Annotated in this window: 10 protein-coding genes; 4 read left to right on the top strand and 6 right to left on the bottom strand. The window is 43.8% G+C overall.

Annotated elements, in window-relative coordinates:
• Both ACYVGR_RS13245 and ACYVGR_RS13250 read right to left on the bottom strand, forming a co-directional pair.
• Positions 1 to 3,398, bottom strand: a 3,398-nt coding sequence (locus tag ACYVGR_RS13245; protein ID WP_460957312.1) for a glycosyltransferase family 2 protein, incomplete at its 3' end; no start/stop codon positions are given.
• Between the two features lie 92 nt (positions 3,399 to 3,490).
• On the bottom strand, positions 3,491 to 4,807 hold the full coding sequence (locus tag ACYVGR_RS13250; RefSeq protein WP_460957314.1) for a glycoside hydrolase family 2 TIM barrel-domain containing protein: 1,317 nt from the start codon (positions 4,805 to 4,807) through the stop codon (positions 3,491 to 3,493).
• A gap of 285 nt (positions 4,808 to 5,092) precedes the next feature.
• On the opposite strand from ACYVGR_RS13250, the gene ACYVGR_RS13255 reads away from it, so the two are divergent.
• A complete protein-coding gene (locus tag ACYVGR_RS13255) occupies positions 5,093 to 6,817 on the top strand; it encodes a hypothetical protein (protein ID WP_460957316.1) in 1,725 nt (574 codons plus the stop codon).
• 156 nt (positions 6,818 to 6,973) lie between these two features.
• Here the strand turns inward: ACYVGR_RS13255 and ACYVGR_RS13260 are convergent, their stop codons facing one another.
• Positions 6,974 to 7,630: a hypothetical protein gene (locus tag ACYVGR_RS13260; RefSeq protein WP_460957318.1), complete on the bottom strand. Its 657-nt coding sequence runs from the start codon at positions 7,628 to 7,630 to the stop codon at positions 6,974 to 6,976.
• 228 nt (positions 7,631 to 7,858) lie between these two features.
• On the opposite strand from ACYVGR_RS13260, the gene ACYVGR_RS13265 reads away from it, so the two are divergent.
• From ACYVGR_RS13265 to ACYVGR_RS13275, 3 genes are all read left to right on the top strand, one after another.
• Positions 7,859 to 9,484: an NADP-dependent glyceraldehyde-3-phosphate dehydrogenase gene (locus tag ACYVGR_RS13265; RefSeq protein WP_460957320.1), complete on the top strand. Its 1,626-nt coding sequence runs from the start codon at positions 7,859 to 7,861 to the stop codon at positions 9,482 to 9,484.
• Positions 9,485 to 9,551: 67 nt separating this feature from the next.
• On the top strand, positions 9,552 to 10,556 hold the full coding sequence (locus tag ACYVGR_RS13270; protein WP_460957322.1) for an ABC transporter ATP-binding protein: 1,005 nt from the start codon (positions 9,552 to 9,554) through the stop codon (positions 10,554 to 10,556).
• Between the two features lie 199 nt (positions 10,557 to 10,755).
• Positions 10,756 to 10,926, top strand: a complete 171-nt coding sequence (locus tag ACYVGR_RS13275) for a hypothetical protein (RefSeq protein WP_460957324.1) — start codon at positions 10,756 to 10,758, stop codon at positions 10,924 to 10,926.
• 102 nt (positions 10,927 to 11,028) lie between these two features.
• Here the strand turns inward: ACYVGR_RS13275 and ACYVGR_RS13280 are convergent, their stop codons facing one another.
• From ACYVGR_RS13280 to ACYVGR_RS13290, 3 genes are all read right to left on the bottom strand, one after another.
• Positions 11,029 to 11,991, bottom strand: a complete 963-nt coding sequence (locus tag ACYVGR_RS13280; protein ID WP_460957326.1) for an AAA family ATPase — start codon at positions 11,989 to 11,991, stop codon at positions 11,029 to 11,031.
• Between the two features lie 117 nt (positions 11,992 to 12,108).
• Positions 12,109 to 13,485: a peptidylprolyl isomerase gene (locus tag ACYVGR_RS13285; RefSeq protein WP_460957328.1), complete on the bottom strand. Its 1,377-nt coding sequence runs from the start codon at positions 13,483 to 13,485 to the stop codon at positions 12,109 to 12,111.
• A 139-nt stretch (positions 13,486 to 13,624) separates the two neighbouring features.
• On the bottom strand, positions 13,625 to 15,985 hold the full coding sequence (locus tag ACYVGR_RS13290) for a peptidylprolyl isomerase (RefSeq protein WP_460957330.1): 2,361 nt from the start codon (positions 15,983 to 15,985) through the stop codon (positions 13,625 to 13,627).
• Between the last annotated feature and the right edge of the window lie 38 nt (positions 15,986 to 16,023).

Consider the following 16,023-nt stretch of genomic DNA (forward strand, 5'->3'; position numbering starts at 1 on the left):
GGATTCCTTTGTTGATCAAGTTGAACGAGTTTCCATTCAAAGCGGAAATTCGATGAAGTAGAATCTATCAAACTCCATTTTCCTCTTTTTTTAATGATAGCATGATACGTAAGTTCCGTATAAGGCACGGTTGCCAGAGCAGGTTTCAAAATCTTGACTACAGGCTGCGAATCGGAGAGCGGTACTCTTTTCTGAATATGCCAGAGTTGCAACAGCGAAAATTTGTTTCGCCCCCAATGATCCTTGAGCCCATTGAACGTTACCCCTTCTGTAGTTTGCTCATCTTGCCAATTTGGGAAGAACACACTCTTTTGTTTATTCCTGAATTTGGCATAGTCTGCAACCTCAATAGCGCTAAAAAAATAAGGTACTGATAACTCGTTCAGGCGAATCGTCTGTGCCTTGGCATGATTTTCCAGTACTAATCCAAACGAATCGATTTGAGGAATGATTCGAGAGATCATAGTGACCGTTTCGGGCAACGTTTCTGATGCGTTTACGTCAATAGTGACTGCTCGGCCTGGATCTATTCGTTTAATGGTTAGAATTAAATTTTTGAGCCAATCTAGGTAAGCATCTTGCTGGTAGAGCAATTCGGGCTTTACATAATAGCGACTCAGGTTCTGTAAAACCGCATTTCCCAGATGCCAGGAAAGGATGACCTTTTCATCTTTAAGCTCATTCACTCGTGTCAAAATCTGGTTTCTCAACGATTCTAGTTCATCCTGATCCGTCCGGAAGTTTAAATAATCGGGAATCCAATAGCCATATTGAACATTAATATTGGCGGATCGAGCTGCATTAAGAATGTTGTAATCGTATATGGAAGGTCCGTAACGCCGTATCGTATTTATCTTCCACCATTTCATCTCGTTTATGTCGGACAGGAGCTCTTTTTTCGAAAAACTAGTTAGGTTTTTGTTCCAATCCTGGCCTTTTGTATAGGTTACGCCAAATAAATTTGAAAACGGAATGCGTTTCGATGATGAAACGGTAGGATAATTCTGTTGATTCAGCATCTGGAGCTTAGGTACTGCTGACGCTGTTGGCTTAGCCAGTATTTGCCGTAAATCCGGTTGTCCCTTCTTTTTGTTCTGAGTTAATACGACTAAGCTTTTAAGTTCAGGGTATTTGATCTGATAAGGTGCCAGCGTACTTACTGAACGATCAGGCTGCTCTCCATTTGCCGACGCATCCGTCTTGATAAGCATAACTGGCAGGCCAGATCTAAAAATCGGATGTCGATGGAAAGGGTGATAGAACTCTATAAAAGAAGTATCAGTCTTGATATTAGCTAGTCCGATCCAATCCACATAGTCTTTGCCGGGGAAATACGTATTTAAAGCGGACAGATTACCCGGTATCCATACCCAAATCGCGTTGTTCACTCCGTGATCAATAAAATAGGAATAAACGTATTTCCAGGCAGCTTTATACTCCTTTTGTATATTTTCCAACGTGACTGATGAATTGCCTAAACTAGGTGCGAAGCAAATGTAGATCGGACGATCCAGGGCTTTAATTTGCGCTGCAAAGTTGTCTAAATATGGATCATAGTCTCCATTATTAATATGCTGAAAAACAGTATAGGCATTCGTTTGATGGTTTTTGGTGCGCCATGGCTCCCAGGTGATAATTGGGTATGCGCCTTTTTGATAAATAGAGTCAGCTATAGTAGCTGTTACCATATTTTCTACCGTTTCGCCGAGGGCTAAAGGTAGTATGTTGATAGGAGACTTGTTGTTCGTAAAGGCAGGAGATGCGAGCCGGTCAGCTAAAATTGAACCCAGGGTAAACTGACTCAATTTTAACGAGGCACGTAACGGATTTTCTTTACCACCCACTTTCGTGAAGGCAATATAACCAATCCAGCAAGCCAGAAGAAACGTTATCGGCAACGCGATATTTCGCACATTCGAATAGATCCGGCGTCGTACTAACCAAAAGTTAATTTTAATCGCTTTAATGCCCTGCATAAAACGGCTTAACCACGCAAACTGGTCAATAACGCGTTCGAACTGCATTTGTCGACTAGCCAAAACTGTAAAGCTAAGAATCAGGGAGTTTACAATTGCGAACCCTGCCATCGCCAGATTATAGGGATTCCAGTCCTTTGATAATCCATACACCGCTGCCGCAATTGAAAGGCCTATTACGATGAGATTCGGGATATTTAACGCCCAGTTATCGGCTTCCTGATTGTCTTTGGGCGTAGGTATATAGGGGACATTTTTTCTAATAAGTGTATAAACAAAACCGGTTATGAATACCCACCAAGTTCCGATCATGAGAAGCCCCCCGACAACATGAAATCCTCTTTCTTTGTCTTCCATTACCCACTCCTGAGCGTAGTGTCGAATGAGAATAACAGCCGAAACAAATGGTAAGACAATCAACCCGAATTCCACAACATCAATCTGTATAGGACTAGCGCCAAAAAACACCGCGATGATGGGAATAATAAAGTTGATCAGAAAAATAAACCCGGAAATGTAGTGCAAGGGAATTACAGCATAATGTAATTTTTGTTGCCAGGTAAACTGCCGAAAAAGCTTGGGGTACGTGCTGACCAGTAATTCAAAAACACCACGTGACCATTTTAATTGCTGCTTATAATAGGCTGATAATGTGGAGGGCACTAATCCGCGAGCTAAGATAGTCGGAACATAAAGCGATTGCCAGCCTTTGGCATGTAGCTGCATGGATGTATGCATGTCTTCTGCCAGGCCGGCCGCATGACCCCCAATTGACTCAAGAGCGGCACGTCGGAAGGTGCAATTTGCCCCAATGGCTAATACCGTTCCGTAGGCATTCATGGTCATCATCATTGGGCCATAGAACTGATACGTCTGCTGAGCGGCTCCTTTTGCAATCAGGCTTTCGTCATGGTTTTTATAGGCCTGAACGATCTGGACATAGCCAATTTTAGGGTCATCAAAATGCGCAACAATTGGATCTAAAAAATTGGGAAAGGGAACATGGTCTGGGTCTAGAACAACACATAATTCACCTGATGAATTTTTCAGCGCATTATTAATGTTTCCTGCCTTCGCATCTCTTTTATCGATTCTGGTAACGTGATGAACACCTAATTGACGGCACACTTCCCGCAAATAGGGATCATCAGCCTCATCGCAGAGGTAGGTCTGGTGAGGATAGGTTATAGCCTGGATAGCCGTCAATGTCTCCTCAATCATACTATAAGGCTCTCCTGCACAGAAGGTTGTGAAAATATCAACCGTATAAACCTTCGATGTGAGAGGAGTTCTAGGTACAGTAATACAGAAGTAATGAACCCATTCATGAAGAATTTTCAGGCAGGTGTAAATGAAGGTCAACAGAAGTAGTGCGTACAAATACTTATTGCCACGGACTGCTACTGACACTACCTGGTCCATAAAAAAAATCATGGATACCAATCCTAAACTGATCAATAAACGAAAGGTAAACCGTTCCTTTCGTGACGGTGATTTTGCGGATAAAGTCGGTTTCATCGGTCGCTCACCACATAAAAGGGTGTATTACAAGTCGCAAAATTTCCCTGATTGTCATAAATAGTAGCCGAAATACGGTATGGCCCTTCCCATGGAGGAGAAATAAAGTTTGTTTTTAGTTTGTTCTGACTTTTAAAAATAGTCTTGAGCGGTCTATTTTTTCGATCGATATTTATATTATTTTCTTTATACCAATCTTCCCGAACAATTTGCCAATCGACTATTTTAATAGAATCCGAAAGCGACTCCATAAATACCTCGGCAGTTGAAAATTCGTTAGGGCTTAATAAGATATTATCACGGGCACCTTTCGCATTGACTAACATATAGTTTATAGCCGGAACTTTGTATTTATCTTTTCTTCCAGTCCATATGTAATTCATAGTGTTAAAAATAGCTGACCGAGCCCCCTTTTCATCGAAAATACTAAACCAGGTTGGGGTAGTTTCTTGTTTCTGTCCCCAGAAAAATATAAATGCCCCCAGAAATCTCGGATCTTCTACAGGTACAAACTGTCTATATCGGTTCAGAAGCAATTGCGCTTTCTTTGTACTTGTATTTTCGATAAAAGCCCCCCAGGCTGTATGTTCGGAATTTGGCCAGGGTCCATCAACGCCCCATTCTGTTAGTAAATAAGGGCCATTCCAAAACCAGGAAAAATTGCTTATATCCTTTCTTAAATCATTAATACTGTTAAAAATGTTAAAAGAAATAATATCTATGTTGCAGCGTAATGCTAGGGTGATAAGATAATCTTTATCGAAATTTAAAATAGTTGTAGTTACTGGATGATCTGGATCATCGTCATGAATCATATCGACTATACCATTAAATGCATTGTAAAAATTGTTATATGATAATTTATAAGGAAATGATAACTCATTGCCAACACACCACATAAGAACAGCTGGATGACTTTTGAATTTATTAACTATCTTTTTATAAGAATTATATTGAAATGATATTTTTTGAGGATCGTTATAAAAGCTCATATAATCATCATTATTAGGGACTGGGAGCCCAACAATGACGGCTATGTCATTTGCCAATGCACTATCTAAAATAGTAGCTAGATTTAGGGTGTCCCATATACGAATGGTATTTCCACCTAGTTTTTTTAATTCGCTAAAATGTGAATAGCCAGCCGCACCTTTAATTCTGAAAATCTTACCATTTCGATATAGGTTATATTTGCTATTTTCTTTAATAATGGTCACTTTCTTTAGTGTGACATTTTTATTAGCATGTTGACAAGATAGAAGCCAAATAGGATAAATAAAGCCTATCAGCATGAACAAATATAAATTACGCATAGTCTATTGCTGAGGAAAAATATTGAGGTTTATTCAATTTTATTGTAAGAATTCTCGAGTGCTGTTTTGGCTTTTTTACATTGCTAGACAGAACCGGTATGGACAATGCGTCCATTGTAATCAATGGGAAATTCGGACTAAGTGTTAGAAGAGTAATACCTATTTAGTTGATGATTTACCAAGTGGTTGATCTTCTATGTGTTACTTTACTGTTGATTTATAAATTATATTTACAAATATATTATCGTTTTAGTGATATTTTTATCGTAATTATAGTCAAATAAGATGAAAAAAATATATATAATATACCTATTGGGTGCAATTGTTACGTTTTTGCTTATTAAAGGCATTAATATACTAATAAATGGTGACAAATTGGCTCCATTCTTATCTACTCAAGTATTTGAAGAATTTGCTATAGGTTTATTTGACCATAAAGAGCAGGTAAAACAAATCGATTTAACTTCCTTTAGTCACGCACGCATTCGGCTGGGGCAGGGGTTTGACAAACCACAACTTAAACGGCTCTTTTCTACAGCTCCTGCTAATGGAATTTGCCTGGTTACGGTAGAATGTCCACAAGCTTTTCAGGAGTCAATAAATAAAAGTGATTTGACCAATTCTTGTGATAAAACGGTTAAAGACCTTTGTGCATTTTTATCTGAAATTGATAAAACAATTTATCTCAGATTCAATCCAGATATGGAAGTGCCAGTTAATCTTTATGCCTGGCAATATAAATCTCCTGTTGTCTATATTAATACGTTCCGGCATTTCTCAACTCTTTGCAAATCCTTAGCTAAAAATATCCGTATTGTGTGGGGTACATCTGGCTATCCGGGTGTTGAAGAATATTGGCCCGGAGAGGACGTTGTCGATTTAATAAGTATTACACTGGATAGCAAATCTGAATTAATGACTACTGCTTACCCTAAAGAACCATCTATTGCTGTTATGATTAAACGAAAAATACAGCGAATGAGGTTTATGGATAAACCTATTCTTGTTTTAGGAACTGAGAGGTTAAGGCAAAACGTGTCAATTCGTAATCAATTTGAACAAGCTATAAGTAAAATAAAGGCAGAAGAGAAAATAATTTATTCAACCCTTGTCGACACGAATTCTATCAATACCTCAATTAATAGACCATCAAGTATAGTCAAAATAGGCGTTTATGATCCTAGGCTTACTTTAGCTAATCTAAAACAAGTTAGCGTTGAACATATATTTGTTGACTTAGGAAATATACAGACTGGAGTTTTTCAAAAAGAATTTAACGCTATTGTCGCTCGAAAAAACGATATAATTATTACGGTTGAACCTTGGCGCGACAAAAAAAATAGACCCGATTCTAGTGCCTTATTAAATACAGTTAATGGGGTATACGATGAAGAATTTACTCAGATTTATCAGCTTATTTCCAACGTGAAACAAATAGTTTATTTACGATTTGCTCATGAGATGGAAATTCCTATCAATCGTTATCCATGGCAAAGTAAAGATCCAAGTTTATATATTAAAGCCTTTCGATATTTTATGGGTTTTACTAAAAGTAAGCCTAATAATATTAAAAGAGTATGGGGGCCTGCGGGCGATCGTGGCTCAATGGAATGGTGGCCTGGCTCCGATGTGGTTGACTACATTAGTATGGCAATCTACGGCTTACCTGATAAGAACATAACAGATCCAACTAAACAGGAATCATTTAAGACAATTTATCAACGTAAATATTACCGAATGCGATTTGCACATAAGCCTATTTTTATTACTGAATTTGGCGTTAAAGGGCCTAAAGAGTTTCAGCAAGCATGGCTTAAAGAAGCCGCCCAGGTCATCAACCACCACTCTGAAATAGCGGGCGTTTGTTATTTCAATTTAGCCGATAATCCAGAGGTATGGGGTAATATTCCTGCACCAAATTGGGGAGTGAGTAAAACTACTTTTAATTATTTTATCAAATTATTGGGTGGTAGCTTACCAATGATGAAGAGCGAAAAAGGGGCCATATGAGTTTGGAACATACAATTCCAATGAGAAGATATGCTTGATCACATTTTCTTAGTGAGTAATTGATGATATCCTACATTATTGTATGGTTCCGAGAACTCCCCCCTGGAAGGACTGTCAAATAATGGATTTTGTACGTTTTAGTAAAAGTACCCTACCTCAGAATTTAAGCGCTATCAAAGCAGGCGCAAAGGCGGCTAACGTGGTAAAGCCTGCTACTTGGCGATAGGGGCGGAGTTCGGAATGTTGGGCTACCTGACTGGCCAGAATATTGGTCGCAATGAAGCCGGTTAAGTGAATAATCGATAGATACTTGTGCAATTTGATCCCACTTCGGGCTTTCTGATCGGCTATTAGTTTAGGTGGGGCGGTTAATGAGAGTAGAGCCGTTGTACCATAAGCAATGTTGGTGATTGTGGTTACGGTTTGCTGTGCGTTGAGTAGCTGATTGTACTCGCTCCCTGAGGTTTTAGCTAATTTAAGTTCCAGAATTCCCTGCGCCACAAAACCCGCCAGCGTGGCATAGCCCGTAACCTTGTGAGACAAGAGCATAAACTGACGTATTTTAACTTCTTTCTGCCGTCCTTCTAAAGTGAATGGAGAAACATGAAGAACCCGAAGTAACCCGTTCGGTCCCCAGAATACCCGTTGTGTCAGGAGCATTTTATGAGGTAGAAGTAGCGAATCTGGAGAAGTACTTAAGCGTTGATTATCAATGGGTGTAGCGGTAGCAAAAGGTTGTACAACATACGACGTATCCTGCGCGTGAACTTGTAGACTAACACAGATCAGAAGAATAACGAAAAGTTTTGCCATGATGAGAGAAAGACGAAGTTTTGACTGAGTAATGAGTTCGTAAAACGGGAGCACACAAGGGCTGGTCATTTACCCCGGTACGCAGAAATTTCGGGCCTGGTTGCGTCCAGGTATCGATTTAGCCCATAATCGGCAGGATAAGGACCCTTATTTATACCAAATCAGATTGGATTTTGCCCCGCAAATGGCGACGTTTGCCCCGTTTCTTTTCAATAATCATCTCTTCCCATGAACGATTCGAAACTTAGTGAACTCTTCCCAACCAGTACAGACCAGATTCCTGCCGAGTACCGTATCGAACCCATTCACCAGCGCGAGTATTTACTCGACGGTGAAATGCGCCCGTGGAACGGTCCTGTCTCAGAAGTGTATTCTCCCGTTTGCCTGCCTGATGCTGATGGCACGTTACAGCGTCAGCTTGTCGGTAGTTTTCCAGTAACGGGCCCAACAGAAGCTGTTGAGGCTCTGAACGCTGCGGTAGCCGCCTACGATAATGGCCGTGGTGAGTGGCCCCAGATGTCGGTGGCCGATCGTATTCGTTGCATGGAAACCTTCATTGGGAAAATGCTGGAGCAGCGGACACTGGTCATTAACCTGATTATGTGGGAAATCGGTAAGAACCTTGCCGATGCTACCAAAGAGTTCGACCGTACGGTGAAATACATTTACGATACGATCGATACGCTCAAAAATATGGACCGCAACTCGTCGCGGTTTCGGATTGAAGAAGGGATTATTGGACAAATCCGTCGGTCGCCATTAGGCGTTGTACTCGCTATGGGACCGTTTAACTATCCGCTCAATGAGACGTATACAACGCTGATCCCGGCTATTCTGATGGGGAATACGATCTTGTTCAAAACGCCTAAACATGGATCGTTACTGCATTATCCGCTGCTGGAGGCATTCCGAACCAGTTTTCCGAAGGGCGTTGTCAATTCACTTTACGGACGAGGAGCCAATGTGATTCCACCGGTCATGCAGTCTGGAAAAGTAAACGTCCTGACACTCATTGGCTCCAGCCGTGTAGCCGACGAACTGCAACGGCAGCACCCAAAACTTAATCGGCTTCGGTCAATCATGAGTCTCGACGCGAAAAATGCTGCTATCATTTTGCCCGACGCCGACCTTAACATAGCTGTACAGGAATGTCTGCTAGGCACGTTGTCGTTTAATGGGCAGCGCTGTACGGCTATCAAAATCATCTGGGCGCATCGGTCTATTGCCGACAAGTTTTTGGCGCAGTTTAGTCCGGAAGTCAGTAAGCTCAAACCCGGTATGCCCTGGGAGGCCAAGGTGCAAATTACACCGCTACCTGAGCCGACTAAACCACAGTACCTGGCCGACATTATTGCCGATGCAGCCGCTGGTGGGGCTTCAATCGTAAATGAAGGTGGGGGTGAAACAATAGCCTCCCTGTTCAAGCCAGCGGTCGTTTATCCTGTTAAAGAAGGTATGCGACTTTACCGGGAAGAGCAATTTGGCCCCGTAATTCCGGTGGTTGTGTACGACGATGTTGAAGAATTTATCGACTATCTGATTACAGATGATCATGGGATGCAGGCTAGTATTTTTGGCACCGATACGGCTGCAATCGCCCGGCTCATCGACCCATTGGTGAACCTCGTTAGCCGCGTTAATATCAATGCACAGTGTCAGCGCGGACCCGATACGTTTCCCTTCACGGGCCGTAAAGATTCGGCAGAAGGCACCTTGTCGGTTGAGGATGCACTTCGTTCATTCTCAATCCGGTCGGCGGTGGCTACAAAAGGCACGGCGAATAATAAGGAAATCCTGAACGAGATTGTAGGGCATCATCAGTCCACATTCTTGAGTACTAATTTTATATTTTAGTGTAACCTGGACGTCTACGTCCGGGTAGTATTTACACCCGGACGTAGACGTCCAGGTTACGTTCACCATGCTCACTGCCACTAAACTAGTAAAAGCGTATAACTCGGTTCAGGCCGTTCGAAATGTATCCATTACGCTCGAACCAGGGCAGATAATGGCCCTGGTTGGGGCCAGTGGATCGGGTAAAAGTACACTATTGAATCTGTTAGCAGGCTTAGCCGATGCCGATACAGGTGAGGTTCGACTTAACGACGAACGGGTACCAGGACCGTCGGAGGTATTAGTGCCGGGTCATAAAGACATTCGGTTGGTCCATCAGGAATATCAACTAATGCCGAATGTATCGGTGCGGGAAAACATTGCCTACGCCTTACGGTTTTTCGAGAAAAGTTATCGGGAGTTCCGGGTTAATGAACTCTTAAAGCTGTGCCGCCTGACGGACGTTCAGGACCGAATACCACGTCAGGTATCGGGTGGCGAAAAACAGCGTACAGCTATTGCGCGTGCCATTGCCGACAAACCGGCGGTACTATTACTCGATGAACCGTTTAGTCACCTCGATCTGCCCAACCGACTAATCGTGCGTGACTTACTGTTCGATCTGGTTCGACATGAGCAGGCCGGGTCGCGCTCGACATCCTGTCTGTTTGTCACGCATGATGCTTCCGATGCACTCTCCATTGCCGATACGCTTGGAATTTTGCGCGATGGAAAGCTAATCCAGTTGGGAACACCCGTAGCGGTCTATCATCAGCCTGTTACGGGTTATGCTGCCCGGATGACAGGTCTAGTCAATATCGTTAAAGCGAAGTACCTGCCCTTGGTGGGTTTGCCTGAATCTGATGCGCCCGAATCCTTAATTTGTCTTCGGCCTGAACAATTAAAGCTAGATGAGACTGGGACGCCAGCCTTGGTTCGGGCGGTGTACTTTAAAGGGAGCCACTATGAGCTTGAAGTCGAAGTGTCTCGCTACGTATCCCTACGCTTGTTAACTACTCGTAATGATATACACGTTGGTCAGGTTGTACGAATAGGATTGCGAAATAACAAATTGTGGCAGATGAGGGCTTAAATCCTTTTAAACCACGAACCTGTTTAAACTTTTAAAAATAGGTGGGAATTGAGTGTTTTTTTGGTAAAAAAGAAAGTTTAAACAGCCTCCACATCTAGCTTCTACGAAGGAATCCATAAATAAGGCACCAGAATCTTACTTTTTGTAACCTGTGAGAATGCATGTTGGTTATTTCATAAATAACCAAGGATACTACATTATGGAAACATTAGATGAGCAACAAGACCCCGGCCAGGATGAACCGAATGGAACCGATGACTTTTTAGTTGGTGAAGAAACCGAAAATGTAAAGCCAACTGGCGTAGATGATAAATCTACCGGAATGGGTGATGACGATTATCTAGGAAAAACGAACACAAGAGAGGAGTAAAGGGACAAAAGGGAGGAGGGGGAGGAAAGGTAAAATGGGATGATTATTTTCCCCTTAGTTCCTTTCTTCCCCCTCCTCCCTTTTGTCCCTTTACTCCTTTATTTACAACATTCTTTTGATCAATTGCTCAACGGAAATTCCTTCGGCTTCTGCTTTAAAGTTTCGGACAACCCGGTGGCGCAGAATTGGTAACGCTACCGCCCGAACATCTTCAATATCGGGGGAGTATTTGCCAGAAAGTAAGGCATTACACTTGGCCGCGAGAATGAGCGATTGCGAGGCACGTGGACCTGCGCCCCACTCCAAATATTGATTCGCATCAGAAGACGCCATTTCGGTATTAGGGCGGGTTTTATGGACGAGCTTAACTGCGTATTCAACCACGTTATCAACTACAGGCACTCGGCGCACTAATTGCTGGAACTCCCGAATTTCTTCGCCCGTAACTACCCGCTGAACCTCGTATTTACGATCAGAGGTGGTACTTTTTACGATGTCAACTTCTGATTGGTAAGACGGATAATCCAGATAGATATTGAACATGAACCGGTCTAACTGCGCTTCGGGGAGCGGATATGTACCTTCCTGTTCAATGGGGTTTTGGGTAGCCAATACGAAAAAAGGGCGACCCAAACTGTATTTTTGACCCGCAATCGTTACCGAATATTCCTGCATCGCTTCCAGCAGAGCGGCTTGCGTTTTAGGCGGAGTCCGGTTGACCTCATCGGCTAGAATGATGTTGGCAAAAATAGGGCCTTTGATAAATTTGAAATTGCGCTCCTGATCAAGTGTTTCAGAACCCAGAATATCCGAAGGCATTAAGTCGGGCGTGAACTGAATTCGGTTGAAATCCAGATCTAACGCCCCAGCAATTGTCTGGATCAGCAGCGTTTTGGCCAGCCCTGGCACACCTACTAACAAACAATGTCCCTGACAAAAAATAGCCGTCAACAACAGCCGAACGGTTTCGTCCTGACCAATTACGACTTTCGAGATTTCGCTTTTGAGTTTTTGGTAAGAGTTGCTGAGGGCTTCTGCAGCCGCGACGTCTGATGAGTAAGGCACAGTAAATCAGGTTAATTTAGAATGACAGAATGAGTGAATGAGTGAATGAGTGAATAGCTGACGCAAGAATAGTTCGCCGGATGGTATTCACTCATTCGCTCATTCACTCATTCAAAATTAATTGCCTCCACTAAGGTTGGCCGCACTGTTCTGAGTTGTTCCGAATATTCGGCAGCTGTGGAATTCAGGATCAACCGTGATGTATACGTCGGCGATTGATTTTTTGAACCAGTCATCGATGGCGCGGTTCTTTTTATTCTGAAGCACAATTGTCTGCAATTTTTCGAAGTCTTTCGTGAAGTCGGCCGTGTGAGGTGGAATCTTAGTCTTAAAATACAATAATCGTACCGCACTTTTGCCATCTTCCGTACGGTAGGGTAGTGGCGACGAAATCTTGCCTACCTGCATGGTATCGAGCATCTGGAACATTGCGTATTCCATTGAGCCATCCATCGCCATGCGGCTGCTACCCGTTTGAGGATCACGGAGTAAGCCCCCAGCATCGGCTGTGTTTTTGTCTTCTGAATAGTCGTGAGCTGCTTTTTCAAATTTCAGCGAATCAAGTTGAATCAGATTCTTAAGACTGTCTAAATAGTGGGTTGGCCCACTTAAATCTAAACGGTTGTAGTCAGGGCGAAGCAGAATGTGGCGGGCATGGTATTCGGCACCACGGGTTTCCAGCAGCTGGATTAAGTGCAAACCAAATTCCGACTCCACAATATCCGACATTTCATTCGGTTTCAATTTCAGGGCAGCTCCTTCAAAAGGCGCAACCATCATTCCCCGTTTGGCAAAACCTAAGTCTCCACCTTTCTCTCCTGAACCAACGTCTTCAGAGTTTTCTTTGGCTAGTTTCGCAAAGTCTTCCCCTTTTTCAACTCGATGTTTGAGGTCCAGTAATCGCTGACGAAGGGCTTCTTTTTGTTCTTTGGTAGGTTTCGCAAACCGCACTATCTGCCCCACTTCTACGTCAGCAGGCATGTATGGAAGACTATCTTTAGGAATCGCATCGAAGAACTTGCGGACATCGCGTGGCGTCACCTTCACATCGGTTGTGATTTTCTGCTGCATTTTCTGAACAACCTTCTGCTCTTTTACCTGCGTCCGAAGTTCACTTTTCAGCATTTCCAGGCTTTTGCCATAGGCTTCAACGATGCTTTTTTCAGAACCGAACTGCTGCACCATGTACTGCATCCGGGAATCGAGTTCGCTGTCTACAATTTTATCATCGACGACAACCGAGTCAATTTCAGCTTTGGCTAGCATCATTTTGTTGACAACAAGACTTTCCAATAACTGACATTTTGAGGGAGGTGTCTGGTTTTGGCCAACGTACGATTGGGTGGCTTCGTCAAGATCCGATTTCAGCACATAGTAGTTATCTACTTTTGCGATGATCTTGTTAAGACTGATGCCCTGCCCCTGGCCAAAGGTAGGTGCTGTCAGAAGGCAACCAACCAAAATAAAGAGCACACTGCTGATTACTTTTTTCATATTCTCAAAGATACGCACAGAACGGCAAGTGGTCTGTGTTTTAAGAAATTTTATGTGTTTCAGATTTCAGGTTTAATGTTCCAAGTTTCATGTTGCCTACCGAATGGAAACTTGGAACATTAAACCTGAAACTTTAAATCTATTTAACTAACTTCTGAATTTCGGCTTCGTTGACCTTCACCGGATAGGTTTGCCGAAGTTGATTAAGCCATTGTTGCTCGAGCATGGCCTGGTATTCGTTAATGACCGTGCCACGTGCTTCGGCAAATGTTTTAGCTCGTGGAGGTTCAATTCGGCTGATGATCACGGCAATGGCCTTATTGTCACGATGAAGGATCGTTGTGCCTACTTTCCATTGGTCGATAGCGTCGAGGTAGGGATTAGCTCCCTGGGCAAAGACGCCTTCGGTAAGAGACAATGCAGGTAACGCGCCAGTAGCTACTGGATATTTGCTGTTGATGGTTTTGATTACATCGTCCTTGGCATTGCTGAAATACTGGAAGGTTACGTTCCGCTGGGCATCTTTGGATACACCAGGTCGGGCTCCCTGGTAATCTTTTTCCATAATGCGACTCAGCGAAATGCCATTTTTCTGCAAATAACTCACAACGCTCCGAATCCGATTTGCCGAAACAGAATCACGCTCGGTAGGGTCATGTGAACCGGTTACCTCAATAACGTAATCGGGATTATGGCCCATTGCAACCAGAATGTCGAAGAGGGTTTCACGCAGATTTTGCGTGAGAACTGTCTGGTTTTTGTCAAACGTTATCGGAGCCGCCGACCGACGAAGTTGGTAGGGCGGGCGGCCGTTAAGTGCTGTTGTGGCTTGTTTCAGAAGGCTGTCGTTTTGGGCAACAACAAGCGTTGCAACGGCACGCTCGGGCAGGCGATAATTGGCTTTACGCTGTTCAAAATATTGACGCTGACCCGTAGAGTCGACCATCGACCGTTCCCACACGTTTTTCTCCATGACCTGCGAAAGCAATACGCCGTCCCGGATTTCATTCATTAGCGACCGAAACTCAGCTGACTTTTTATCCAGATTCGCTTCTTCGGTGGCCAAAAGGCGATCCCCCACAAATCGATCAAATAACCGGCGCATCGCAACGAGGGGAGACCCCTGAACGAGCGTGGTGGCGGGTGCACTCGATGCCGCCGACAACGCTGGGTTTCGGGGAGGTTGTTGCCGTTGGCGAACATAGGCGAAAAAATCGTTAACCGTCGACGGTTTGCCGGAGATCGTAACTATAGTCTTGTTTTGCAAATCCGGACCTAGAGGCTCTGTATAACGCCATTGGCCCCGAAGTAAAGTAGTATCAGCCTTGGTTAACGCAGCTTCCAGTGTAGACTTATCTTCCTGAACAGCATATTCTTTACGAAGTTTAAGGATCGTGGCTTGCCTTAGTACTTCGGCTCGACTGTCGGTAGTAACCCGCTGATGTAACGAAGGGGCCATCGTTGCGTAGGGCTCCAGATTTTTGCGTTCAATGAGCTTAATGATATGCCAGCCGTAGTTGGTATGAACAGGCTTAGAATAATCGCCGGGTTTGGCTAGGCTAAAAGCTGCATCGTCGAAGGCCGGAACCCAGGGTCGATCGGGGGTAGACATGGGTAAAACACCCCCGTTTGTTTTCGAAGTGGCATCATCGGATAGGTCACGACAAACCAGTTCGAAGGGTTCTCCTTTTTGTAAACGGGCATAGGCTGCGTCGATCCGTTCTTTCGCCATTTTTTGCCCTGCATCGTCGGCACTTGGACTCATGCGGACCAATATATGTGCTACCCGAACACGCCCCCGACTCGGCCGGCGATTATTTACCTTGAGAATATGGTAGCCAAACCGAGTTCGGACGGGTTGCGAAATACCGCCAACGGGGGTTGTGTAAGCGGCTGTTTCGAGCGGGTAAACAACGCCAAATGCAGTAATATAACCCAGGTTTCCTCCATTTGGAGCGGTCTTTGCGTCTTGCGAATGGGCGCTCGCCAGTTTGGCAAAATCTTCGCCTGCCAACGCTTTTTTTCGCAGCGCCAGCGCTGTTTCATACGCCTTAAGGGTATCGGCAGGCAGGTCATCTTCGGAAACCGGTATCAGAATATGGGATGCATTGACATCTTCCTGCATGCGCTGATAAGCCTCGGCCGTAAGCGATTCGACCAGTACTTTGTCGGTCATGTACGATTGCGCCAGCTGCTTCCGGTAGGTGTTCATTTCCTCCCGAAAAGCCTCTGTTGTATCGCGGCCTTCGGTTTCGGCAGCCAGTACTTTCAGCTTAAGATTTGTATAGAGATCAAAATATCCTTTTACATCGGTGTGCTGGGCCGAATCGGAGGATAACTGATTTTTGGTGAACGACTGAAAGAAATCATCGGTCGTAAAAGCTTTGTTCCCCAGCGTCAGAATAACGGGTTGTGGGGGTGTTTGCTGAACAACCGGCGTGGTTGTTTTACAGGCTGTTACAAGAATGGCCAATAAAAAACCGCCTGTTAAATGGCGCATAGCGTCTAGTAAAGGAAATTTTGATATGTTGGTAAAAC

The organism is Spirosoma litoris (assembly GCF_054776755.1).